26 protein-coding genes and 1 tRNA gene are annotated in these 24,318 nt (G+C 43.0%); 25 read left to right on the plus strand and 2 right to left on the minus strand.

Features of this window, described 5'->3' with window-relative positions:
• Positions 1–8 precede the first annotated feature (8 nt).
• A complete protein-coding gene (gene ald, locus RP262_RS06940; RefSeq protein ID WP_311154687.1) occupies positions 9–1,121 on the minus strand; it encodes an alanine dehydrogenase in 1,113 nt (370 codons plus the stop codon).
• A 130-nt stretch (positions 1,122–1,251) separates the two neighbouring features.
• On the opposite strand from ald, the gene RP262_RS06945 reads away from it, so the two are divergent.
• The 24 genes from RP262_RS06945 to RP262_RS07060 all read left to right on the plus strand — a co-directional run bounded on the left by RP262_RS06945 (position 1,252) and on the right by RP262_RS07060 (position 22,823).
• The gene (locus RP262_RS06945; protein ID WP_311154688.1) at positions 1,252–1,833 is read left to right on the plus strand and encodes a GNAT family N-acetyltransferase; all 582 of its coding nucleotides are present in this window, start codon (positions 1,252–1,254) and stop codon (positions 1,831–1,833) included.
• A 35-nt stretch (positions 1,834–1,868) separates the two neighbouring features.
• Positions 1,869–1,941 (plus strand) — tRNA-Thr (locus RP262_RS06950).
• 224 nt (positions 1,942–2,165) lie between these two features.
• Entirely contained in the window at positions 2,166–2,663 is a 498-nt protein-coding gene (gene ybeY, locus RP262_RS06955) for an rRNA maturation RNase YbeY (RefSeq protein ID WP_011837247.1), read from the plus strand.
• Positions 2,644–3,042: a diacylglycerol kinase gene (locus RP262_RS06960; protein ID WP_311154689.1), complete on the plus strand. Its 399-nt coding sequence runs from the start codon at positions 2,644–2,646 to the stop codon at positions 3,040–3,042. The genes ybeY and RP262_RS06960 overlap by 20 nt, the downstream gene beginning before the upstream one ends.
• Positions 3,043–3,108: 66 nt before the next feature.
• On the plus strand, positions 3,109–4,008 hold the full coding sequence (gene era / locus RP262_RS06965) for a GTPase Era (RefSeq protein WP_002894867.1): 900 nt from the start codon (positions 3,109–3,111) through the stop codon (positions 4,006–4,008).
• A gap of 26 nt (positions 4,009–4,034) precedes the next feature.
• Positions 4,035–4,817: an alpha/beta hydrolase gene (locus RP262_RS06970; RefSeq protein WP_311154690.1), complete on the plus strand. Its 783-nt coding sequence runs from the start codon at positions 4,035–4,037 to the stop codon at positions 4,815–4,817.
• Between the two features lies 1 nt (position 4,818).
• Positions 4,819–5,289: an NUDIX domain-containing protein gene (locus RP262_RS06975; protein WP_311154691.1), complete on the plus strand. Its 471-nt coding sequence runs from the start codon at positions 4,819–4,821 to the stop codon at positions 5,287–5,289.
• 152 nt (positions 5,290–5,441) lie between these two features.
• Positions 5,442–5,933 carry a hypothetical protein gene (locus tag RP262_RS06980; protein WP_311154692.1) on the plus strand — a complete coding sequence of 164 codons (492 nt, stop codon included), beginning with the start codon at positions 5,442–5,444 and terminating at the stop codon, positions 5,931–5,933.
• Entirely contained in the window at positions 5,933–6,142 is a 210-nt protein-coding gene (locus RP262_RS06985; protein WP_268690665.1) for a helix-turn-helix transcriptional regulator, read from the plus strand. The genes RP262_RS06980 and RP262_RS06985 overlap by 1 nt, the downstream gene beginning before the upstream one ends.
• 26 nt (positions 6,143–6,168) lie before the next feature.
• A complete protein-coding gene (gene mutM / locus RP262_RS06990) occupies positions 6,169–6,993 on the plus strand; it encodes a DNA-formamidopyrimidine glycosylase (protein WP_311154693.1) in 825 nt (274 codons plus the stop codon).
• Positions 6,994–6,998: 5 nt separating this feature from the next.
• On the plus strand, positions 6,999–7,595 hold the full coding sequence (gene coaE / locus RP262_RS06995; protein WP_311154694.1) for a dephospho-CoA kinase: 597 nt from the start codon (positions 6,999–7,001) through the stop codon (positions 7,593–7,595).
• Positions 7,596–7,598: 3 nt separating this feature from the next.
• Positions 7,599–8,801 carry a multidrug efflux MFS transporter gene (locus RP262_RS07000; protein ID WP_311154721.1) on the plus strand — a complete coding sequence of 401 codons (1,203 nt, stop codon included), beginning with the start codon at positions 7,599–7,601 and terminating at the stop codon, positions 8,799–8,801.
• A complete protein-coding gene (gene rpmG / locus RP262_RS07005; protein WP_072074309.1) occupies positions 8,801–8,950 on the plus strand; it encodes a 50S ribosomal protein L33 in 150 nt (49 codons plus the stop codon). The genes RP262_RS07000 and rpmG overlap by 1 nt, the downstream gene beginning before the upstream one ends.
• Positions 8,951–8,992: 42 nt before the next feature.
• Positions 8,993–9,226, plus strand: a complete 234-nt coding sequence (secG, locus tag RP262_RS07010) for a preprotein translocase subunit SecG (RefSeq protein WP_002894878.1) — start codon at positions 8,993–8,995, stop codon at positions 9,224–9,226.
• An 89-nt stretch (positions 9,227–9,315) separates the two neighbouring features.
• Positions 9,316–11,664 (plus strand): ribonuclease R, encoded by a 2,349-nt coding sequence (gene rnr, locus RP262_RS07015; RefSeq protein ID WP_311154695.1) that lies wholly within the window; start codon positions 9,316–9,318, stop codon positions 11,662–11,664.
• Positions 11,627–12,094 carry an SsrA-binding protein SmpB gene (gene smpB / locus RP262_RS07020; RefSeq protein WP_125336742.1) on the plus strand — a complete coding sequence of 156 codons (468 nt, stop codon included), beginning with the start codon at positions 11,627–11,629 and terminating at the stop codon, positions 12,092–12,094. Before rnr ends, smpB begins: the two co-directional genes overlap by 38 nt.
• Positions 12,095–12,269: 175 nt before the next feature.
• Positions 12,270–12,701, plus strand: a complete 432-nt coding sequence (locus RP262_RS07025) for an Rrf2 family transcriptional regulator (RefSeq protein WP_311154696.1) — start codon at positions 12,270–12,272, stop codon at positions 12,699–12,701.
• An 81-nt stretch (positions 12,702–12,782) separates the two neighbouring features.
• A complete protein-coding gene (locus RP262_RS07030) occupies positions 12,783–13,784 on the plus strand; it encodes an NADP-dependent oxidoreductase (protein WP_311154697.1) in 1,002 nt (333 codons plus the stop codon).
• Positions 13,785–13,798: 14 nt separating this feature from the next.
• Positions 13,799–14,635 carry an alpha/beta hydrolase gene (locus RP262_RS07035; protein ID WP_311154698.1) on the plus strand — a complete coding sequence of 279 codons (837 nt, stop codon included), beginning with the start codon at positions 13,799–13,801 and terminating at the stop codon, positions 14,633–14,635.
• 232 nt (positions 14,636–14,867) lie between these two features.
• Complete coding sequence (locus tag RP262_RS07040) at positions 14,868–15,830, plus strand: hypothetical protein (protein WP_311154722.1); 963 nt, start codon at positions 14,868–14,870, stop codon at positions 15,828–15,830.
• A 24-nt stretch (positions 15,831–15,854) separates the two neighbouring features.
• Positions 15,855–16,898 (plus strand): hypothetical protein, encoded by a 1,044-nt coding sequence (locus RP262_RS07045; protein WP_311154699.1) that lies wholly within the window; start codon positions 15,855–15,857, stop codon positions 16,896–16,898.
• Positions 16,899–17,093: 195 nt separating this feature from the next.
• The gene (gene tehB, locus RP262_RS07050) at positions 17,094–17,957 is read left to right on the plus strand and encodes an SAM-dependent methyltransferase TehB (protein WP_311154700.1); all 864 of its coding nucleotides are present in this window, start codon (positions 17,094–17,096) and stop codon (positions 17,955–17,957) included.
• 425 nt (positions 17,958–18,382) lie between these two features.
• Positions 18,383–20,452 carry a M13 family metallopeptidase gene (locus tag RP262_RS07055; protein ID WP_311154701.1) on the plus strand — a complete coding sequence of 690 codons (2,070 nt, stop codon included), beginning with the start codon at positions 18,383–18,385 and terminating at the stop codon, positions 20,450–20,452.
• Between the two features lie 319 nt (positions 20,453–20,771).
• Positions 20,772–22,823: a C69 family dipeptidase gene (locus RP262_RS07060; protein ID WP_311154702.1), complete on the plus strand. Its 2,052-nt coding sequence runs from the start codon at positions 20,772–20,774 to the stop codon at positions 22,821–22,823.
• 91 nt (positions 22,824–22,914) lie between these two features.
• Here the strand turns inward: RP262_RS07060 and RP262_RS07065 are convergent, their stop codons facing one another.
• Positions 22,915–23,475 (minus strand): TetR/AcrR family transcriptional regulator, encoded by a 561-nt coding sequence (locus RP262_RS07065; protein WP_311154703.1) that lies wholly within the window; start codon positions 23,473–23,475, stop codon positions 22,915–22,917.
• Between the two features lie 141 nt (positions 23,476–23,616).
• On the opposite strand from RP262_RS07065, the gene RP262_RS07070 reads away from it, so the two are divergent.
• A complete protein-coding gene (locus tag RP262_RS07070; protein WP_311154704.1) occupies positions 23,617–24,318 on the plus strand; it encodes an ABC transporter ATP-binding protein in 702 nt (233 codons plus the stop codon).

Raw genomic sequence — 24,318 nt, forward strand, 5'->3', positions numbered from 1 at the left:
ATTTTCAACTAAACGAGTTCATCAATAGATGTGTAGTCCTTATTGAGGCCTTCTGCAACTGGCAGGCTGGTGATATGACCTTGGTAAGTCGTTACACCTTGGCGCAGTCCTTGGTCATCTGTAATGGCTTGTTTGAAGCCTTTTCCTGCCAAGGCTTCAATATAAGGAAGGGTGACATTGGTCAAGGCGATAGTAGAAGTACGGGCTACGGCACCTGGGATATTAGCAACTGCATAGTGGAGGACACCGTGTTTTTCATAGACAGGCTCGGTGTGAGTCGTCACGCGGTCAGCTGTTTCAATGACACCGCCTTGGTCAACGGCTACGTCAACAATGACAGAGCCTGGACGCATTTGCCTAACCATATCGTCTGTCACCAGTTTCGGAGCTTTAGCACCTGGAATGAGGACAGCGCCAATCACGACATCTGCCTCTCGAACGCTAGCTTCGATATTGAAAGGATTCGACATGAGGGTCTGGATTTGATGACCGAAGACATCTTCTAAGACAGACAGACGCTTAGCGCTGATATCCAGAATAGTCACTTGAGCGCCCAGTCCTAGAGCGATACGAGCGGCATGGGTCCCTACGACTCCGCCACCGATGATGGTAACTTTTCCTTTTGGAACGCCCGGTACACCACCGAGAAGTACGCCAGATCCACCTTCACGCTTAGTTAGGAAGTGGGCTCCGATTTGAACCGCCATCCGGCCAGCTACCTCACTCATGGGTACCAGGAGTGGCAGTTGTCCATCTTGATCGCGAACAGTTTCGTAGGCCAGACCAGTTGTCTTGGCGCTTGTCATAGCATCTGCTAGCTCAGGAGCGGCAGCCATATGCAGGTAGGTAAAGAGCAAGAGGTCATCACGGAGGAAGCCATATTCAGCTGCCAGAGGTTCTTTGACCTTGACCACTAGCTCAGCTGCCCACGCTTCTGCAGCAGTAGGGACGATTTTTGCACCTTGCTTTTGGTAGTCTGCATCTGTAAAACCAGATCCCAGCCCAGCATTTGTCTCAATCAGAACTTCATGGCCTTTACCAACGAGGCTATGAACACCAGCTGGTGTCAGAGCGACACGATTTTCATTGTTTTTGATTTCTTTTGGAATACCGATTAACATAAAAAATATGCTCCTTTTTTAAGATGTTTTTATTGTATATGAAAACGCTTTAAAAATCAAGAAAAAATCAGAGAGATTTGCTTTCATTAGTGAATTGTGCTATTCTGTTAAGAAAAAATAGGAGGTTTTGATGGAAAATATCTATGTCAAGCTGGCACGTCATGCAAGACTGGAAACTGATCGGCTGATTCTGCGTCCAGTGACCTTGGACGATGCCTCTGCGATGTTTGAGTACGCTTCAGATGAGGAAAATACTCGCTATACCTTTGAGACAAACAAAAGCTTGGAAGAAACACGCAATAATATCGCTCTCTTTTATCTGGCCAATCCTCTGGGGCGCTGGGGAATAGAAGTGAAGGAGAGCGGCAAATTCATTGGGACCATTGACCTGCATAAGATTAAGCTGGACTTGAAAACGGCGGCTATCGGCTATGTAATCAATAAAAAATACTGGAATCAGGGTTATACGACAGAGGCCAATCGCGCAGTCATCAAGCTGGCTTTTGAGGAAGTCGGAATGAATAAACTTGTAGCGCTGCATGATGTGGACAATTCAGCTTCTGGCAGGGTTATGGTCAAGTCTGGTATGAAATATTCCCACGAAGAGCCTTACGCATCACTAGACAAGCATGAGAAAGGCCGCATTGTCACGCGGGTTTATTACTATCTGACTAAGGAAGATTATTTTGCAAAAAATGAGAAAGGATATTGACAAGCACCTATCTACATGATATATTAGTTAGGTACGCTGATTTAGCTCAGTTGGCAGAGCGCATCCATGGTAAGGATGAGGTCGCCGGTTCGATCCCGGCAATTAGCATCTTGTAGGACAAGGTTGGGTTTTCCCAGCCTTTTCTTTTTGTCAATGATGGCAAATAGTGAAAAGCAACGTTTCGGGAAGGAACATAATAAAAATAGCTGCTTTTGTCTTTGCGGTGAGAGGTTGACAAATCTGCTCTGCTATTTTCCAAAACCCTGCCCTCGGCTCCCTAAAGTGAGTCAAAATATGATATAATAAGGTAATACTAGCAAAGCGGGTAAGATATGTATATCGAAATGGTAGATGAGACGGGTCAGGTTTCGGAAGAGATTCTTAAACAGACTCAGGAAATTTTGGAGTTTGCTGCTCAGAAAACGGGCAAGGAAAATAAGGAAATGGCTGTGACTTTTGTCAGCAATGAGCGCAGTCATGAACTCAATTTGGAATATAGAGATACGGATCGGCCGACGGATGTGATTAGCTTGGAGTATAAGCCTGAGTTGGACATCGCTGTTGACGAAGAGGATTTGCTGGATCACCCTGAGCTAGCTGAGATGCTGGAAGATTTTGATGCCTATATCGGCGAGCTGTTCATTTCAGTGGACAAGGCGCGTGAGCAGGCTGAAGAATACGGCCACAGCTTTGAGCGGGAGATGGGCTTTTTGGCAGTGCATGGTTTTCTGCATATCAACGGCTATGATCACTATACGCCGGAAGAAGAAGCAGAAATGTTTGGTTTACAGGAAGAAATTTTAACTGCTTATGGACTCACAAGGAAATAACAAACGCAAATGGAAAAACCGAGATGTGGTCTCGAGTTTGGAATTTGCTTTAACCGGTATTTTTACAGCCTTTAAAGAGGAGCGCAACCTGCGTAAGCATGTTCTTTCGGCTCTGGCGGTGATAGTTGCGGGACTGTTTTTTGACTTGTCTGCGATAGAGTGGCTCTTTCTCTTTTTGAGCATTTTTCTGGTCATTGCCTTTGAGATTGTCAATTCTGCCATTGAGAATGTCGTGGATCTGGCCAGCGATTACCACTTTTCTATGCGGGCCAAGAATGCCAAGGATATGGCAGCGGGAGCTGTTTTGGTCGTGTCTGGCTTTGCTGTTGTGACAGGGCTGATTATTTTTGTTCCCAAAATTTGGGATTGGATTTTTTAAAGACTTGAAAATCGGGGGTGACTGCCGATTTTCTGCTGTTTTTATGGAAATAATAGAGGTAAAATAATGACTTTTAAATCAGGTTTTGTAGCTATTTTGGGACGTCCTAATGTTGGGAAATCAACCTTTTTGAATCATGTTATGGGGCAAAAAATTGCCATCATGAGCGATAAGGCTCAGACCACTCGCAATAAAATTATGGGGATTTACACGACGGATAAGGAGCAGATTGTCTTTATCGATACGCCGGGAATCCATAAGCCTAAGACGGCTCTAGGTGATTTTATGGTGGAAGCAGCTTACAGCACCCTGCGTGAGGTGGATACCGTCCTCTTCATGGTGCCGGCTGATGAGCCGCGTGGCAAGGGCGATGACATGATTATCGAACGCCTGAAAGCGGCTAAGGTGCCAGTTATTTTAGTGGTTAATAAGATTGATAAAGTCCATCCGGATCAGCTTTTAGCGCAAATTGATGATTTCCGTCAGCAGATGGACTTCAAAGAAATCGTGCCGATTTCAGCCCTGCAGGGCAATAATGTGTCCCATCTTATTGATATTCTCAGTGAGAATCTGGAGGAAGGCTTCCAGTATTTCCCAGAAGATCAGATTACCGACCATCCGGAGCGTTTTTTGGTGTCTGAAATGATTCGGGAGAAAGTCTTGATGTTGACACGGGAGGAAATTCCCCACTCAGTGGCGGTGGTTGTTGACAGTATGAAGCGAGACGAGGAAACGGACAAGGTCCATATCCGAGCAACTATCATGGTGGAGCGCGACAGCCAAAAAGGCATTATCATCGGTAAAGGTGGCTCCATGCTGAAGAAAATTGGCTCCATGGCTCGGCGCGATATTGAGCTCATGCTGGGGGACAAGGTCTTCCTAGAAACCTGGGTCAAGGTCAAGAAAAACTGGCGGGACAAGAAGCTGGACTTGGCGGACTTTGGCTATAATAAGAAGGAGTATTGAGGGTTTCTAAGCTAGTAAGTGAGGTGATGGAGATGCCGTCATTATTCATTGATGAAAGAGGGGAGCAAAATCCAAAAAGTATTATCTTTTTGCATGCTTCAGGCTCTAGCAGTCAGATGTGGCGACACCATGTTGCTGTGCTTGAGCAAGATTTTCATTGCATTCTTGTGGATTTACCTGGTCACGGAGCGAGTCGTGATATTGAGTGGACAAACTTTGATGATGTCGTGGAAATGATTGTGGCTATCATTAACAGCAAAGCACACGACAAGCCGCACTTGGTTGGTCTTTTATTAGGCGGTTCCCTCATTCTTAAGTTGTTGGAAAAACATTCCAGCCTTATAGGTAGAGTCATTGTGGATGGGGCAAGCCCTCAGCCAATTAAGGGCTATCTCAAGATCATTGCCATTGTATATCTGATGTCTTTCTTGAAAAATACTAAATTTGTAGCCAATCTCCTGACAAAGATGATGCAAGAGGACGGAGCACCTGTCCAAGACGTTCAGCGCTTTGTTGCAGATTTCCAAAGAGCTGAACGGCGCTCATTTCGACGTGAGATGTCACAGGCAAATCTGTTGAGACTTGACTTGCAGTTTGATAATCCTGCTTTCTTTATCTCAGGTGGGAAAGAAGCCGAAACCATTCATGACTGGCACCGCAGGTTGGCACAGAAAAATGTTAGGTCTGAATGCGCCTATTATTCTGGCAAAGGGCATGCTTGGCTTTTTAGTGATGTGGATACGCATATTCAGCTGCTGCGCTATTTCTTTCAAAATGCTGCCTTTCCAGAGAAATTGAAAGGATTTTGATATGGACTATATTTCCTATATTCGCTCCAAGGTGGGGCATGATAAGGTTATCTTGAATTTTGCTGGTGGGATTCTGGCAGACGAGGAGGGTCGTGTGCTTCTGCAGTTGCGAGGCGATAAGAAAACATGGGCGATTCCTGGAGGAGCTATGGAGCTTGGGGAGACTTCTCTGCAAGCAGCCCTGCGTGAGTTTTACGAAGAGACAGGCATTGCTGTTGAAGCCAAGCGCTTGCTGAATGTCTACACTAATTTTGATGAATCTTATCCTAATGGAGACAAAGTGCAGACGGTTGTCTTTCTGTACGAATTGCAAGCACTGGAGAATGTTGATATTTCCAATTTTCACAATGAGGAAACACTACGGTTAGGCTTTTTTTCTAAAGAAGAAATAGCAGAGCTGGAAAATGTATCGGATAAACACCGCCTGATGCTGGATGAGTATTTTTCGGACAGCTTTGCTATAGGGCTTTGATAGCTTACTGTGAACATGTCATTTATTTAGAACAATATCATACTGCATAGTTTGATTGAATTATCGTTTTACAATATTTCTTAACCTGGTTAAATTATTGTTTTATAATAATTGTAAGGATAAATTATCGTAAAGCAATAAGGAGGTAAGCTATGAAAATGCGAATTTTGAAACAAGTAATAACCATAATTACTTGTTTGGTACAAATATTTTGTGCTTTCTGGTTTTTAGCTAGAGGTTTTGTAGCCATTGTCTTGATGATTTATAACTGGCAATCAACTGCTACCCCACTTGCAGAGTTATTAAGGTTATCTTATGAAATGATCTGGCTGGGTTTGCTTCCGATTTTGCTCTTTGGTTTGCTTCGTTCTTTTCTACACCGCACGCTAGTTCACCAGTTTTTTACGAACGAAAGTTATCGGATTAGTAAATATCTGTTGATTTTAGTTACTTGTTTACCTATTGGTAGTATTATATGGGATATTTTTATCGGTCAAAAATCTATACAGTCGTGGATAGAGTTTGTAGATAATATATTTCTGCCCTATATTGATAGTCTGGCTTTGGTAGTTGTCTTAGGGGTCTTGCATCTTGTCATAAAAAGCGGGAAGACAATTCAAGAAGATATAGATGGTTTTGTGTAATGGGAAAAATCAAGATTAATTTAGATAAAGTATTGGAAAAAAAGGGCTTGACCTCTAAAGAATTGGCGGAAATTATTGGTATTACACAAGCAAATTTGTCTATTCTAAAAACAGGTAAGGCTAAAGGTATTCGCTTTGCAACCTTGCTGGCTATCTGCGAAACGCTGGATTGTCAGCCTGCTGATATTTTAGAGTATATTTCTGACTAATAATATAGAAGATAGAAAGGAGCTTTATGCCTGAATTACCTGAAGTGGAAACGGTTCGGCGCGGTTTGGAGCGTCTGGTTGTTGGCAAGACGATTGGGCAGGTGCAGGTCCGCTATGCCAAGATGATTGGAACGGGAGTGGATAGCTTTGTCCATGACTTGCCAGGTCAGACCATTGAAAGGATTGGCCGTCGGGGCAAGTATTTGCTCTTTTATCTGACAGGCGGAGTGCTGGTTTCCCATCTGCGAATGGAAGGTAAGTATCTTTTTTATGCTGATGCGGTGCCTGAGCGCAAACATGCCCATGTCTTTTTCGAGATGACAGATGGTGGGACGCTTGTTTATGAGGATGTCCGCAAGTTTGGGACCATGGAGCTCTTGAGAAAGAATCAGCTGGAGGCTTATTTTGCTGCCAGAAAGCTTGGTCCTGAGCCGACAGAGGCGGACTTTCTTTTGTCGCCTTTTGCAGCAGCTTTGAGTCGTTCCAAGAAGCCTATCAAACCCTATTTGCTGGAGCAGACCTTGGTCGTTGGTCTGGGCAATATCTATGTAGATGAGGCCCTTTGGCGGGCGCGGATTCATCCGGCAAGGCCAGCAGCTAGTCTGAAACCAGTTGAAGTGAAGCGGCTGCGTGAGCAGATTATAGAAGTTTTGCAGCTCGGGATTGAAAAGAGAGGATCGACCATTCGGACCTATCGCAATGCTTTGGGTGAAGATGGCACGATGCAGGATTTTCTGCAGGTTTATGGAAAGACTGGTCACCCCTGTGCTAGATGCGGCAGCCCGATTGAGAAAATTAAGCTGGGTGGACGCGGTACTCATCTCTGTCCTCATTGTCAGAAAGCGAGGTAGCTGTCATGGCAAGAATTATTGGCATCACTGGCGGCATTGCCTCGGGTAAGTCAACTGTGACAGAGGTTTTGAGGCAGCAGGGATATCAGGTTATCGATGCGGATCAGGTGGTTCATAAGCTACAGGAGCCGGGCGGACGGCTTTATCAAGCTCTTTTATCCGCTTTTGGTCCAGCTATCTTACAGGAAGATGGGCGCTTGGATCGGCCCAAGCTAGGAGCTATGATTTTTGGGAATCCCGAACTCTTGGCGCGGTCCAGTCAAATACAAAACAGGCTTATTCGCGAGGAACTGGCTGGCAGGCGAGATTTGCTGGCAGAGATGGAAGACATCTTTTTTATGGATCTTCCCTTGCTGTTTGAGTTACAATATGAAGACTGGTTTGACCAAATCTGGCTGGTAGATGTGACAGAGGAAAATCAGCTCAGTCGACTTATGACTCGAAATGCTCTCAGTCAGGATGAAGCAGAGAAACGCATAGCAGCTCAGCTATCTTTACAAGAAAAACGAAAGAGGGCGGATGTGCTGATAGATAATAATGGCTCGCTAGAGGTTACTCGAAAGCAAGTCATCGATGCTTTGCAGAAATTAGAAAGAAGTTGATTTATCACGACACAAGTAAATTGGAAACATAACTTGAAAATCGCTTGGTTTGGGAACTTCCTAACAGGTGCCAGCATTTCTCTGGTGACGCCTTTTATGCCACTTTTCGTGGAGCAGTTGGGTGCTCGAGGTCATGAGGTGGAGTATTACGCTGGGCTAGGGATTTCTCTCTCTGCAATCTCAGCTGCCCTGCTCTCTCCTGTCTGGGGAAGTCTGGCTGATCGATATGGCCGCAAGCCTATGATGGTACGTGCGGCTATTGCCATGGTTTTCACTATGGGCGGTATTGCCTTTGTACCCAATATTTTCTGGCTCTTGCTCCTACGCTTTCTAAACGGTGTTTTCGCTGGTTATGTTCCCAACAGCACAGCTCTGATTGCCAGTCAGGCTCCCAAGGAAAAAACGGGTTATGCTCTGGGAACTCTCTCGACCGGTGTCGTTGCGGGTAATCTTATGGGGCCGTTTATTGGCGGTCTGATTGCGGAGATGTTCGGTATCCGCAATGTCTTTCTTCTGATTGGCGCCTTTTTTCTAGTGGCAGCCTTGATGACCTTTTATTTGATTCGGGAGGATTTTGTGCCAGTGACCCGACAAGAAGAGGTAGGCTTTAGGGAATTGCTGCGTCAACTCAGGTATCCTAAGATGCTGATTAATCTCTTTCTGACCAGCTTTGTTATCCAGTTTGCAGCTCAATCTATCAGCCCTATCCTTGCCCTCTATGTCAGAGAGCTGGGGCAAAAGGACAATCTGATCTTTGTTTCGGGTCTCATCGTTTCTAGCATGGGACTTTCCAGCATGATGAGCTCCAGTATTCTGGGGCGGTTAGGAGACCGTATCGGCAATCACCGGCTTCTGGTGCTGGCTCAGTTCTATTCAATCCTGATTTATCTGCTCTGTGCCAATGCTGGTTCCCCTATGCAGCTGGGCTTTTATCGCTTTTTATTTGGCCTAGGAACAGGGGCGCTGATACCGGGTGTTAATGCTCTGCTAAGTAAGATAACACCCAAGTTTGGAATCTCTAGGATTTTCAGTTATAATCAGATTTTCTTTTATCTGGGCGGGGTGGTCGGCCCTATGTCTGGATCGGTTATTGCGGCAGCCTATGGCTATCATTCAGTCTTTTATGCAACAGCAGGGCTAGTCGCAGTCAGTATGCTGGCCAATCTCTTTAGTTTTCGAAATTTATTTAAAAAGAAGGATATCTAGTGCGCGTTAAAATAAATTTAAAATGTTCCAGCTGCGGCAGTCAGAACTATCTGACCAGCAAAAATACTAAAACGCATCCGGAAAAAATTGAGGTCTTAAAGTATTGTCCCAAGGAAAGAAAAGTTACTTTACATCTTGAATCCAAGTAGATTTTATGATAAAATAGATAGGATTTTAAGGAGTTTTTATTTATGTACAACCTATTATTAACCATTTTAGTCATTTTATCAGCTATTATTGTCATTGCAATTTTCATGCAGCCAACTAAAAATCAGTCCAGCAATGTCTTTGATGCCAGCGCCAACGACTTGTTTGAACGTCCTAAGGCACGCGGTTTTGAAGCTGTGATGCAGCGTATGACAGGAATCATGATTTTCTTCTGGCTACTGATTGCATTGGTATTAGCAGTATTATCAAGTAAATAAAATGGGCTCTGACTTCGTCTTGGCCTATTTTTTAAGTTTTAAAGAGATTTAAAAGAGATGAAGAAAGAACTCATCAAGAGAAGAGGAATATGAAATCAGAAATCATTGAATATTTAAAAGACAGGCAGCAGGCTAGCGTAGATGAGCTGGCGGCTGCTTTGGGGAAAGAATCTTCCAAGGACTTTAGTAGCTTGGTCAAGACCATCTCCCAGATGGAAAGAAAGCATCAGATTCGTTTTGATGACAAGGGGCGGATTGAGCTTTATGAGAAGAAAAAGCAGGAGCGTCTGACGCTCAAGGGTGTTTTTCATGCCCACAAGAATGGCTTTGGCTTTGTCACCCTGAATGAGGAAGAGGATGACCTCTTTGTCGGCCGTAATGATGTCAATCATGCCATTGATGGCGATACGGTGGAAGTAGTCATTACCAAGGTGGCAGACCGGATCAAGGGAACGTCAGCTGAAGCTAAGATTATTGATATTTTGGAGCACAGCCTGACGTCAGCGGTTGGTCAGCTGGTTCTGGATGAGGAAAAGCCCAAGTATGCGGGTTATATCCGCTCGAAAAATCAGAAAATAAGCCAGCCTATTTATGTCAAAAAACCAGCTATGGTTCTGGATGGTACAGAGGTGCTCAAGGTCGCTATTGACAAATATCCGACCAAGAAACACGATTTCTTTGTGGCTAGTCTGGTCGATGTGGTCGGTCATGTCAACGATCCAGGCATTGATGTGCTGGAAGTGCTGGAGTCGATGGATATTGTCTCTGAATTTCCAGAAAAGGTCTTGGAAGAGGCCGATCGAGTTCCAGAGGCACCGACAGAGAGTGATTTGGAAGGACGTTTGGATCTGCGTGAAGAGATTACCTTTACCATCGATGGAGCGGATGCCAAAGACTTGGATGATGCTGTTCATATCAAGCGTCTAAAAAATGGCAACTTTGAGCTGGGCGTCCATATCGCAGATGTGTCCTACTATGTCAAAGAAGGCTCTGAGCTGGACAAGGAAGCCCTTAATCGGGCAACCTCTGTCTATGTGACAGACCGCGTGGTGCCTATGCTGCCAGAGCGCCTGTCCAACGGAATCTGCTCTCTCAATCCCAATGTGGACCGGCTGACCCAGTCGGCTATCATGGAGATAGATGCCAAGGGGCGCGTGGTCAAGAATACTATTACACAGACTGTTATCAAGACGACCTTTCGCATGACCTACAGTGATGTCAACGACATCATTGCTGGAAATCAGGAAAAAGCTGAGCAGTTCAAGGCCATTGTGCCCAGTATTGATAGCATGGTCCAGCTGCATGAGATTCTGGAAAGCATGCGCTTTAAACGCGGTGCGCTTAACTTTGACACCAATGAAGCCAAAATCATGGTCAACAAAGAAGGCCGGCCAGTGGATATTGTCCTGCGTCAGCGGGGAATTGCTGAGCGCATGATTGAGTCCTTTATGTTGGTGGCGAATGAGACGGTAGCTGAGCATTTTGCTAAGCTAAATCTGCCCTTCATCTATCGGATTCATGAGGAGCCTAAGGCGGAGAAAGTGCAGAAGTTTATCGACTACGCCTCTAGCTTTGGGATTCGGATATACGGGACGGCTAGCTCTATGAGTCAACAGGCCCTGCAGGATATTATGGAGGCGGTCAAAGACCAGCCTTATGAGGATGTCCTGTCTATGATGCTTCTGCGATCCATGCAGCAGGCTCGCTACTCTGAGCACAATCACGGCCACTATGGTTTGGCAGCGGAGTTTTATACGCATTTCACCAGTCCGATTCGTCGCTATCCAGACCTTCTGGTTCATAGGATGGTGAGGGATTATGGCAAGTCTAAAGAAATAGCAGAGCATTTTGAGCAAGTGATTCCAGAGATTGCCAGTCAGTCTTCCAGCCGAGAGCGTCGGGCTATTGAGGCCGAGCGCGAAGTCGAAGCCATGAAGAAGGCTGAGTACATGGAAGAATTTGTTGGGGAAGAATTTGACGGCGTGGTTTCAAGCGTGGTTAAGTTTGGACTCTTCGTTGAACTGCCTAATACGGTCGAAGGCTTGATCCATGTTACCAACCTGCCAGAGTTTTATAGCTACAATGAGCGGACGATGACCCTGCAAGGAGAAAAGTCTGGCGTGGTCTTCAAGGTCGGTCAGCAGATTCGCATCAAGCTGGTTCGAGCGGATAAGGCTACGGGCGAGATTGACTTTGAATACCTGCCTAGTGAATTTGACCTGGTAGAAAAGACTAGCAAGAGTGGCAGAGGCAAGTCAGGCAGAAAGAGACGCCGTGAGGATGACAAGCGCAGCCATTCTTCCAAAGAAAAAGGCTACAGAGATAAGAAAGATAAGAAGTCCAAGAAAGGCAAGAGCCAGAAGGCATTTTACAAGGAACTAGTCAAGAAAGGAGCCAAGCATGGCAAAGGGAGAAGGAAAGGTCGTCGCGCAAAATAAAAAGGCCAGACACGACTACACCATCGTGGATACCATCGAGGCCGGCATGGTGCTGACTGGGACGGAGATCAAGAGCATCCGCGCAGCCCGCATCAATCTCAAAGACGGCTTTGCCCAAATCAAGAACGGTGAGGCATGGCTCAGTAATGTCCATATCGCGCCTTATGAAGAGGGCAATATCTGGAACCAAGAGCCTGAACGTCGCAGAAAGCTGCTGCTGCATAAGAAGCAGATCCAAAAGCTGGAGCAGGAGACCAAGGGAACTGGTATGACGCTGGTGCCGCTCAAGGTCTATCTCAAGGACGGCTATGCCAAGCTGCTTCTGGGCTTAGCCAAAGGGAAGCACGACTACGACAAGCGCGAGTCCATCAAACGCCGCGAGCAAAACCGCGACATCGCTAGACAGATGAAGAACTTTAATACAAGATGAAAGACTGGGCGACCGGTCTTTTTTTATTTTAGGGAGCAAGTTTTCCAGTTATTCGATTGTCTTCGATAACTTTTCTAATTTTAAAAAAAGAAGTGAGCATAATAGTTGATAAGTAACCATCCAGATGATATACTTGTTCTTGTATCAGATACAAGTTTGTGAAAAAGGAGTTTCTATGGATACAAAATTCTCAGTGGCTTTGCATATCTTGACAATGATTAGTGAGAGTAGGGAGACTTTGAGTTCGCAAAACTTAGCGACGAGTGTAGGAACTAATTCTAGCTATATCCGAAAAGTCATTACCTTGTTGAAAAATGCAGGTTTGATTATTTCTCATCAAGGTAAATCGGGCTATCAACTCGGCAAAACTCCTAAGAAGATGAGTTTACTTGAGATTTATTATGCTACCCAAGAAGTTAAGCACATTAGTTTGTTTCAAATGCATCAGAACGCTAATCAAGAATGTCCTGTCGGACAAAATATTCAAGAAGCGGTCTCGCCAATTTTCGCTAGCACAGAAGCTCAGCTAGAAAAAGCATTGCGCCATCAAACATTAGATGATGTCATCAATAATTTATATAAAACAGCTAATCAAGTTCGAAACTGACTTGTAAAATCTTAGTTTTAAAAACAAAAATACAGTCTTGCACTTGATGCAAAGAAGATAAAGGATAGAAAAGAGATTATAATGAAAGCAGCACTACATACAAAATACGACAAAAAGAACATCAACCTTACGATAACAGAAATAGCAAAGCCTATTATTACAGATAATCAAGTTTTGATTAAGGTCACTGCAGCGGGAGTCAATCCTTTGGACAATATGATTTCCCGAGGAGAAGTTAAGATGATTGTCCCTTACAAATTGCCGCAAACAGCCGGAAATGAAGTTGTTGGAGTTGTTGAAGAACTTGGAAGCCGTGTCAGCAACTTCAAGCTTGGCGACCGTGTTTTTGCTCGCCTCCCACTTGATCATATCGGAGCTTTTGCAGAATATGTTGGCGTAGATAGTGAAGCCTTGGCAAAAGTCCCAGAATATTTGACAGATATAGAAGCTGCTGCGGTGCCTTTGACGGCTTTGACTATTATGCAAGCCCTTGAGCTTATGGGAGCTCAAGCTGGTAAAACAATCTTCATCTCTGGAGGTACAGGTGGTGTTGGTGGCATGGCGATTCCTATTGCTAAAGCAAAAGGCTTGAAGGTCATCACGAATGGTGCTGCCGTTAACGCTGAGCGTGTCTTGAACCTAGGGGCAGATCGCTTTATTGATTACAAGACGGAGGATTATACAAAAACTGTCAGCGATGTGGACTATGTTTTGGATACACTTGGTGGTGCTGAAACAGAGAAGCAAATGTCTATCATGAAAAAAGGCGGACACTTAGTTTCTCTTCGAGCGATGCCAAATGGTGCTTTTGCTAAACGCATGAACTTGCCAAAATGGAAACAAATCTTGCTAGGACTTGCTGGACGTAAGTTTGATAAGATGGCTGAGAAGTATGGTGTTCATTATCATTTTATCTTTGTTGAAAGTAATGGTGCTCAATTACAAGAAGTGGCAGATATTTTCAGTAAACTTGAAATCAAACCATCTATTGATACAGTTTACCCGTTTGATGAGGTGAATGCTGCTCTTGACAAGGTTGCGAATGGACGTTCACGTGGGAAAACAGTTCTCAGCTTTGAATAATTAGAAAGAAGTTTATGTCTTACATTACAACAAAAAATCAATACATCTCTGTTGCCGGAAATCAAATTGCCTATCGTGAACTTAGCAAGGGTAAGTCTGACTTTCCGCTTGTTATGTTAGTTCACTTGGCTGCGACCTTGGACAATTGGGATCCAAAACTTTTAGATTTGATTGCGAAAGAGCATCATGTCCTTGTCTTAGACCTACCAGGTGTTGGGGCAAGTCAGGGAAAAGTTGCAACGACTATCCCAGGCATGGCAGAGCAAACCATTGCCATTATAAGTGATTTAGGTTACAATCGTATCAACCTTTTAGGACTGTCTATGGGCGGTATGATTGCTCAAGAAATAGTTCGTATGGATTCTGATTTGGTTAATTCTCTTATTTTGGCAGGAACTGGTCCTCGAGGTGGATTTGAAATGGATAAGGTTACCGGGAAAACATTCAAATATATGTTTAAAGCTGCCCTTGAGCGTATTGACCCAAAACGCTATATTTTTTACAACCATGATGAGCAAGGTAAAGTAGAAGCTTTGAAGGTTTTAGAGCGTATGGGCGCGCGGACTGAGCAATTTAAGGACAAAGACATGAAAATTTCTGGTTTCTTAACGCAGCTCAAGGCAATCAAGGCTTGGGGCCAAGCTCCACAAGACGATCTGAAATATATCACTCAACCAACCTTAATTGTGAATGGTGATAAGGATATGCAAGTCCCAACAGAAAATTCTTATGCTATGCATGAAAAGGTAGAAGGAAGCAAACTTCTTATCTATCCAAATGCTGGACATGGTTCTATTTTCCAATATGCGGATGAATTCTCAAAGGAATTGTTGAGGTTTTTAGCAGCATAAAATAGTCAAAATGGTAGGGTTAAAAAAAGGACATAGCAACTTTCATACAAGATGAAAGACTGGGTGACCGGTCTTTTTTTGTATCCAACTCTGACTTTTGATTTATGCTATAATGGAAAGGATGAGGTTTGAGGATGACCACTTTTGGTGAATGATTGATGAAAAAAAGTGGAATGACTCCGAGGACTATCAAAATAAATGGCTAGATGAATTAAAAACTGGTGGTAAGCAAATGAAACTCAATAAAAAATTTTTCATATTTATATTCTGTTTGATTCTGACTTCCGTGGCTTCACTGACTTTTTTTCTAGGTGGGAAGAAGAAAGAATATGCTAAGAGTGAATATTGTGTTGAAGGAATGCAGCTATTTAATAAAGATAAATATGTTTTGGTTGGCAGTAAAGAAAATGATTCTTTTCGCTATGGTCAAAATTATATAACGGATTTTAAATACAACAGTTTGGATGAATATGACAGTGCAAGTTCATCAAAAGTAAATAAAGAGGAATATTTCAAAATCAAGATATATAATTTGCACGATTCTACCAAAATAACTAGCAAAGAAGTCGATATCTATAGTTTGTTAGGACGAGAGAATACATATAGGCTAAAGCAGATTCAGGAGCAGTTCTCAAGGGATGGCAAAGAGTATTTATCCTTTAGCATGTATTCGAACGAAGGTAGTAAGAAAGAAAAAACTATATACGTAATTCTGTCATTGGATACGGGAAAAATCGAAAAGAAGATGTCAGAAAAAGAATTCAATGAATTTTTAAGTAAAGAGGATATCACAATTTTTCCTGTGGAGGCTTCTTCGCCTATGGCTACCAATTGGAAAAAAGGAGGTATAGAGAGTCAGATTAGTTCTTCAACATCAAATTATCACTTAGGATATGGACCAGGTTACTTAGTAGCTTCTTATGATAAAGGTAATTTAGATCTTTCAGGTACTAATTTTGCTAAGATTTATCCTGAAATTGCGAAAAAAATGAGAGACATGAATAAAATCTATTTCCGTCCAGACCAATACAATGAGGAGGAGTGGTTTAATGATTTAATTCATTGGTTTGCGCCCGAAGGTCAGGATGTAATGGAACTTTATGCCACAGATGAAACAACTGGAGAGAAAACACAGATTCGATCTTTTAATGATTTCAAGCATTGGGTTGAAACCCATCCACAAAAAGAAAAATAGAAACAATAAGAGGAATGGTGAACAATGATAAGAAAACTATTGTTAAGTCTTCTTTCTTTAGCGGTCTTGGGACTTGCCATATTTGCTTGGCAGTGTCATTTAAAACAAGATCAGCTTCAAAAAGCTAAGGAAGAAAGAGAAACTTATGAATCCTTAATTTATTATACAGGGACTTTTACAATTGATGATTATTCTTTTCTTGAAAATGGTACAGGGGTAGTGGTTCATTGGAAATCAGAAAATCCAGAGGAAGATGCTTTAGTTCGCAAGTATGCCACTCTGAAAAACGCAGATAGACCAGTGCGAGTGACAATTGGTGCGCGTAATGCCAACTATATTGTTCGAGAAAATATCAAACTTCCTTCAACGCCGGATATTATTGATAAAAAAAATGAAGATAACTATTATACTTTATCCATTTACCATGTTAAGAATCAACAGCTAGAAGGTTATAAAGAAGATTTGTATAAATTAGTTTCAGACTATAATTCTAAATATTTACCTAGAGGAATAGAGGAAACATTAACTGTCATTGATGGAAAAAATTATTTGTCTATTCTTGCCTCTGAGTCTGGGGAACATGATAAGTTTCAAACTCTTTGGTACAATCTTGATACGCGAAAAATTGATTGGGAAGATAACAAGACAGCACAATTTCAAAGTCCCACCTTTAATTTTAAACTAAATACGCAACAATTTGATGAAAAGTTGGGGAATTTTAGATTTCCTATTATATATCCTTTAGGCGAAGCTGTGGATACAAGTTGGATTCGAAATATCTTGATGGCGCAAACAGACCCAAAGGCAGCGACATTATTGGAAAAAACGAACTCTCAACTTTATATACTTGATAAGAGCGTTAAGGACTATCTAGAGTTTTATAGTCTGTTAGTTCCTCCGAATACAGACTTATATGAAGGTGTAATTCCAGCAAGTATCAGTAAAGATGGATTGGAACATCCTTTTAGCTCTAAAGAGGAATTCAACCAGTTTTATGATGAGAGTAAGGATAAGGAATTAATGAAACAAAAACAGAATAAATCAATTTTACAAGAAAGGGCATACTGATGAGTCGTAAAGAGATAGATGCTGAAAAGTAAAAGAAAGTAAACTTCTTATGTGAGAAAGAACTGGCTGATTGGTTAGTTCTTTCTTTTTGCAGGGAAGGACCTTTCGATTTGCCACTTGTCAAGTCGGTTCTTTTCGAGTATGATAAAGACAGTTAAATTATTCGGAGCTTGGCTTTTAGAGAAAGGATTTTTTATGACAGAAGAATTGCTAGCTTATAAACGTATGCCGCTGTGGACGGCTGAGACCATGCCAGAAGCGGTAAAGAGAAAGCACAATACCAAAGAGGGAACTTGGGGTAAAATCACTGTTCTCAAGGGACGCCTTAAGTTTGTCGAGATGTCAGAGGAGGGTGAGGAGCTGGCTGAGCACATCTTTGAGGCTGGTCAGGACAATCCTTTTGCCCAACCCCAAGCTTGGCATCGGGTCGAAGCCTTGACAGATGATGTGGAGTGGTATTTGGAATTTTACTGCCGACCTGAGGATTATTTCCCTAAGAAATACGGCAGCAATCCAGTGCACTCAGAGGTTTTGGAAGCCATGCAGACAGTCCGACCAGGGCGGGCGCTTGATTTGGGCTGTGGTCAAGGCCGCAATGCTCTCTTTCTGGCCAAACAGGGCTTTGAAGTGACGGCTGTAGATCAGAATGCGCTGGCACTGGAGATTTTACGTAGCATTGTGGAGCAGGAGGATTTGGATCTGCCAGTGGGTAGCTACGACATCAACTCAGCTAGTCTGACTCAAACTTATGATTTGATCGTTTCCACCGTTGTCCTGATGTTTCTGCAGGCGGAGCGGATTCCGCATATTATCCGAAATATGCAAGAGCATACAGCGCTTGGTGGCTACAATCTCATCGTCTGTGCTATGGATACAGAAGACTTCCCATGCTCTGTTCCCTTTCCTTTTACTTTTAAGGAAGGCGAGCTTGCCGAGTATTATAAAGACTGGGAGCTGGTTAAGTACAATGAAAATCCTGGTCACCTCCATCGCCGGGATGAAAACGGCAATCGAATTCAGCTGCGCTTTGCGACGATGCTGGCTAAAAAGGTTCAGTAGGAGACAGTAGGAAAGAACTAAATTTTTGAAAATTTAGCTTTACCAACTTATTTTGAGGTTCTGGTTTAAAAGGTCTGGGAGACAATTTAAATTGTCTCAGCCTCAATATTTTTTGAACAGAATAAAACTAGACTGAGGCATTTTTGTCTCAGTCTTTTTTTATTTTAGTAAAAAACTTTAGAAATATTTTAGAATTTCTTTAGAAATATCTGAAGTTTGGAGGCTATACTAGAAAGTGCAAGGAGGAGAGAAAAGAGCTGGAAGCAACAGGACAGCTGATAGAAACTTTAGTTTTTCTTTAAGTGTGAGTCTAGACCAGATCACTTTTAAAAGCAGACTGAATGACCTTATTTTCTCCTCTTGCGGCAATTTTTTCCAGACCTTCAGTTTTCTGTTGACGAGGAAAAAAGAATATGTTAAAGTAAATGAGTAAAATAAAAAAGTCAATTATATTTTACTTAATATACAAGGAGGAACTCATGAAGAAAAGAACGAAAATCATTCTAACTTCTACGTTGACTGTGACCGGCCTAATCTTGGCTGCCGGTGGCTACTGGGCTTATAAGACCTTTGTCCCTCAGGAGACACCGATCGATAAGAATGCCACAGTGAGGACCAATTACTATCAAGCCATCAATAAAAAATGGCTGGAAAAGGCAGAAATCCCTAGCGACCAGCCGTCTAATGGTGTGTTTTATGAGCTGAACGAGAAGGTCAAGGATAAGATGAAGGCGGATGTCAAAAATCTAGTCTCTGGTAAAGAAGAGTCAACGATTGAAGGCATGCCTGAGTTTATCAAATACTACCAGCAAGCGACTGACTTCAAGCAGCGGGAAAAGGATGGCTTAGATCCTCTCAAGTCCTATCTCAAGGAAATTGAAGACTTGTCCGATCTGAAGGACCTAGCTAGTAAGGCTGTTGACTGGGAAAAACGCGGTTTGGCTCTGCCGTTTACCTTTGAAATTAGTTCTAACCTAGAAAATACTAATCAGAAACAAGTGAATCTGTCCAGTCCAAGTCTTATGCTACCGGATAAGAGCTACTATGAAGATGAAGGTGCTAAGAAAAGGATGATGGATCCGCTGGAAAAAGCATTCAAAGAAGCCTTGAAAAAGCTGGGCTACAGTGAAAAAAACAGCGAAAAGATTGTCAAAGAAGCCTTAGAATTTGATGGAGAATTGGCCAAGTATGCCCAAAGTAATGAAGAAGCTTCGGAAATTAAAAATCTTCACCATCCTAAGACGGCAGAAGACATCAATGCCTACTCTGATACCTTTAAGTTTCACGATATTATCAATGACTATCTAGGCCAGGAAGCTGGTGATGTCAATGTACCTAACCCTAAGTATTATGAAAATTTTGCCAAAGTAGTCAACGACAAGAACTTTGGCAAGCTCAAATCTTGGATGCTTGTGAAGCAGGCAGCATCAGCATCTAGTTTTCTAACCGATGACTATCGGCTGATTTTTGCAGAGTACCAAAAATCCTTGCAAGGTACTAAGGAAGCAACTTCAAAAGAAGATGCAGCATACAATCTGACAACAGGAACTTTTTCAGATGTCTTTAGTCTTTACTATGGTCGCAAATATTTTGGTGAGGAAGCCAAGCAAGAAGTGACCCAAATGGTCAAGGATATCAAGGAAGTCTATCGGGAACGTATGCTGAAAAACGAATGGCTATCAGAAGAAACCAAACAGAAGGCAGTCAAGAAGCTGGATACTATGAAACTCTATATCGGCTATCCTGAAAAAGTTCGCGAAGTGACTAAGGCCTTGAAAGTAGACGATAAAAAATCCTTCTTTGAGAATGCAATTGCTTTGAGTCAAGCAAAACATCAATATGATGTTGAGCACTTCTCTGAGCCAGTAGACAAGGACGAGTGGCTGATGCCTTCCTATGATATCAACGCTTACTACTCACAGGAAAATAACAGTATCAACTTCCCAGCCGCAATCCTGCAGAATCCATTCTTTGATGTTAAGCAAGAGATGGAAAAGAACTACGGCGGTATCGGTATGGTTATCGGTCACGAGATTACTCATGCCTTCGACTCAAACGGTGCAAACTTTGATGAAGAGGGAAATTTGAACAATTGGTGGACAGAAGCAGATAAGAAAGCTTTTGACAAGAAAATTGAAGCTGTTACCAAGCAGTGGGATGGTATTGAAATCTACGGCGGCAAGGTCAACGGCAAGCTTACGGTAACAGAAAATGTAGCCGATGCTGGAGGACTTTCAGCTACTCTCGAAGTTGTTAAAAAGAAATATCCAGATGCAGACTTGAAGAATTACTTTGAAAACTATGCCAATATCTGGAGAAGCAAGGCCAGCTTGCAATTTAACCAACTTCTTCTGAAGGTAGATGTCCATGCTCCGTCCGAACTGCGGGTCAACCAGCAACTCAAAAATGTAGAGGCCTTCTATGAAACCTATCCAGAAATCAAAGAAGGTGATGCCATGTATCTGGCTCCAGATAAGCGGGTCAGCGTTTGGTAGGATTGCTTGTCTAGAGAAGACGGTAAAATAATCTAAGCTATGAAGCACAACCAGTTTGGTAATAGGAGAGAAGTTTGTTCTTTTTCCTCTATCCATTCTTTCCTGCGATACTTGCGCGGCTGCGGGTTGTGCCTCCGCAGCCACGTGTCTTTAAAGTCAGATTTTATCTGGCTTTTTTCTATTTTGAAATAAATTATTTATCTAGTAAATCTTACACGTCAAAAATATTGTAATCGCTTGCAAATCCTGGTATAAAAGGCTATACTGAATTTAGTATTTAATTTTGTAATTTTTTACAAAAAACAAAGGAGATATTTTTATGAAAAAAATATTGTTTCGTTCCTTGTTAGCTCTTTCGGCCATTTTTCTCTTTCCTTTCCAAGTGGTCGAAGCCTGCACAGGATTTATCGTCGGGAAAGACCTGACAGCAGATGGCACGACGCTTTACGGTCGGACAGAGGACTTGGAGCCCAATCACAATAAGGTCTTTCTGGTTCATCCGAGAAAGACCAATGCGAGTGGTGCCAAGCTGGTTGATGAAGCCAACGGCTTTGAATGGACCCTGCCGGCAGAAAGCTACAAGTATACCTCGGTATCAGATGTGACCCCATCCCAAGGTATTTTTGACGAGGTTGGCTTCAATGAGTACGGAGTTTCCATTTCTGCGACAGTTTCTGCCAAGGCTAATGATGCCATCCAAAAAGTGGATCCTTATGTAGAAAATGGCTTGGCAGAGTCTATCCTGACAACCGTCGTTCTGCCCCATGTTCAGACAGCCCGTCAGGGTGTGGAGCTGATGGCACAAATTGTCAGAGAGCAAGGAGCAGCAGAGGGGAATATTATCACCATTGCTGATAAGACTGGTGTCTGGTATATGGAAATCCTATCTGGCCACCAATATGTTGCTATTAAATTCCCAGATGACAAGTATGCAGTCTTTCCTAATACTTTCTTCTTGGGTAGTGTTGATTTTGATGATACGGAAAATGTCATTGCTTCAAAAGGTGTTCAGGATGTAGCCAAGCAAGCTAATTCTTATAAAGAAATTGATGGTAAATTCCACATTTCTCAATCCTACAATCCACCGATGGCAGAGGCAGATCGTTCACGTGCCTGGGCTGGTATTACTAGTCTGGACCCAAATGCGGCCGTGTCTTATAACGACTCTTACTTTGATCTCATGCACTCCACAGACAGAAAGATCAGTGTAGCAGATGTCATGGCTATGCAGCGCAATCGCTTTGAGGGAACCCAGTTCAAACCGCTGGACCAAATGGAGCTAGATGGTAAGGGGCTGCCACAACGCGGTACGACAGACCCTGTTTACAAATATCCGTTGGGCAACCCAAATGTCATGGAAGCTCATATCTTCCAGCTCAAAGACGGCGTTCCAGCCAATATGGGCGGAGGCACTATGTGGCTGGCGGTAGGCAGTCCGCGCTTCTCACCTTACCTGCCATATAATGGTAATATCACAGATACTTACGATGCTTATAAGGTCAACACAACTAGCTACAGTCCAGACTCTTGGTACTGGGTAGCATCTCATATCTACGATATGGCAGCCAAGCATCAGGACCTCTTTGGAACTTCTGTCCAAGACAAGTGGAAGGCTTTGGAAGCCCGCTTTATTGAGGAACAAAATGCTCTGGATGCAGCCAATGCAGCTCTGCCAGACTCTTCAGCAAAAGTTACAGAAGAAACACAGGCTCGGGCAGCTCAAGTCTTTAAGGAAATGAAAGAGCTAGAAGCTGAAATGGAAGCTAAAATCAAGGAAGCAACAAAAACTAGTCCTTCCAGCTCCAGCAAAGATTCTAGCAGCTCTTCGTCATCTCAAAGCTCGTCAAGTTCTTCCTCTTCAGCAACGTCCAGCAGCTCTGATAGCCGGACGGAAGTCAATGTAGAAGATGACAGCTTGGTAGATGTTGCAACTGGCATTCGCTTGAAAAATGCTGACTTGGTCAAGGCCGGTTTTCAACTGTCTGTTCAAAAACTGGAAAGCAAGATTCAGCCGACAGATACCTATGACATTAGGTTGACCGATCCGAATGGTCAGCCAGTGCATCAAGTCAGTCCAACCCTTGTGACAATCCCAGTCCGCAAAGACCTGCCAGTGGATGCCGTCTATGCTTTGGATGAAAATGGCAAGCAAGTTGAGAAGTTTGATGTAACGGTTAATCAAAACCAGACTATCAGCTTCACGACCAATCATTTCTCTGTTTACCAAGTGCAGTATCGAAATGAGCAGTCCGTCAAGGCTAAGAAAAAAGACCTGCCATCAACAGGTGAGCAAGCCACCATCATGGGCCTTGCTGGCTTGATTATCCTAGCAGGAGTCTTCTTCCTTTTGAAGAAAACAAAGAAAAACTAATCTAAAATAAAAAGAAGGCCGAGCAATATGTCCGGCCTTTCTTAGTGGAAAAAATGACTTTTGTCTAGGTTATCCTTTAAGCTAGAACCTTTTATCTTAAATAATCATAGTTATAAGTAGTCAAAATTATGTCAGTGAGTTCTTCAGGTTCTTCTTGAGCTCCGCCGGCTATCCAAAGAGAAATAATCCCCTCAACACTGGATAGGAAGATTTCCAGTGCATATTTCGGAGGAATCTGAAAGTTCTCCTCTAAAAAACGCTGTGTAGCAGTCTCTTGCTTGTCACTCAGAATGATAGTGGTTATGTACTCCCGAATAGCTTCGCGAAAGTCAATATAATGGCTTCTGGTCAGGGCATTGATAAGACGTTCATTAGCGCGCAGTATATGAAATTTTGCTATCATTAACTTTTTGGGATATTCGTTCTCCACTTCAAACATGCTATAACTAGAAAGTTGGGAAATAATGTCGCTTTTGAGACTATCAACCATCTGATACTTATCTTGGTAGTGGAGGTAGAAGGTGCCGCGGTTAATCCCAGCCCGTTTGCAGAGCTTACTGATAGAGATATTATCAAATCTTTCCTCTGATAGTAGTTGAATCAAGGCTTCTTTGATGTCTTCCTTAGTGCTAGTTTTTCGTTTCTGGACCATTTTTCTTCCTTTTTGCTTAAATCAACACTTTGTTGATTTTTGGTTATTGCTTTTTATCTAAGCTCATTATATAATATCTGTGATTTGGAATCAACAGTTTGTTGATTTAAGGAAACGAGCTTTGAAAAGGAGAGGAACGATATGGCTTATATTGAAATGAAACATAGCTTTAAACGTTATCAGATGGGGGATACGGAAATAGTTGCCAATCACGATATTTCTTTTGAGATTGAAAAGGGGGAACTGGTCATTATCCTAGGTGCTTCTGGTGCCGGTAAGTCTACAGTGCTTAATATCCTTGGCGGTATGGATACCAATGATGAGGGAGATATCCTGATAGACGGCCAGAATATTGCTGACTACAATTCCCACCAGCTGACGGACTATCGCCGCAATGATGTGGGCTTTGTCTTTCAGTTTTACAATCTGGTGCCCAACCTGACGGCCAAGGAAAATGTCGAATTGGCCTCTGAAATCGTCAAGGATGCCCAAGATCCAGTGGCTGCTTTGAGCGCGGTTGGTCTGGAAAAGCGCCTCAATAACTTTCCGGCGCAGCTATCAGGAGGGGAGCAGCAGCGGGTGTCTATCGCTCGGGCTGTGGCTAAGAATCCCAAGATTTTGCTCTGCGATGAGCCGACAGGAGCTTTGGACTACAATACCGGCAAGCAAGTGCTGCAAATCTTACAGGACATGTCCCGCAATCAAGGAGCGACGGTGATTATCGTGACCCACAATGCTGCCTTGGCTCCCATTGCTGACAGGGTTATCCGCATGCATGACGCGAGAGTCAAGAGTGTTACAGTCAATGAACAACCACAGGATATAAGTACATTGGAGTATTGA

Origin of the sequence: uncultured Streptococcus sp. (assembly GCF_963456385.1) — a bacterium.
In the GTDB taxonomy this organism is placed as follows: domain Bacteria; phylum Bacillota; class Bacilli; order Lactobacillales; family Streptococcaceae; genus Streptococcus.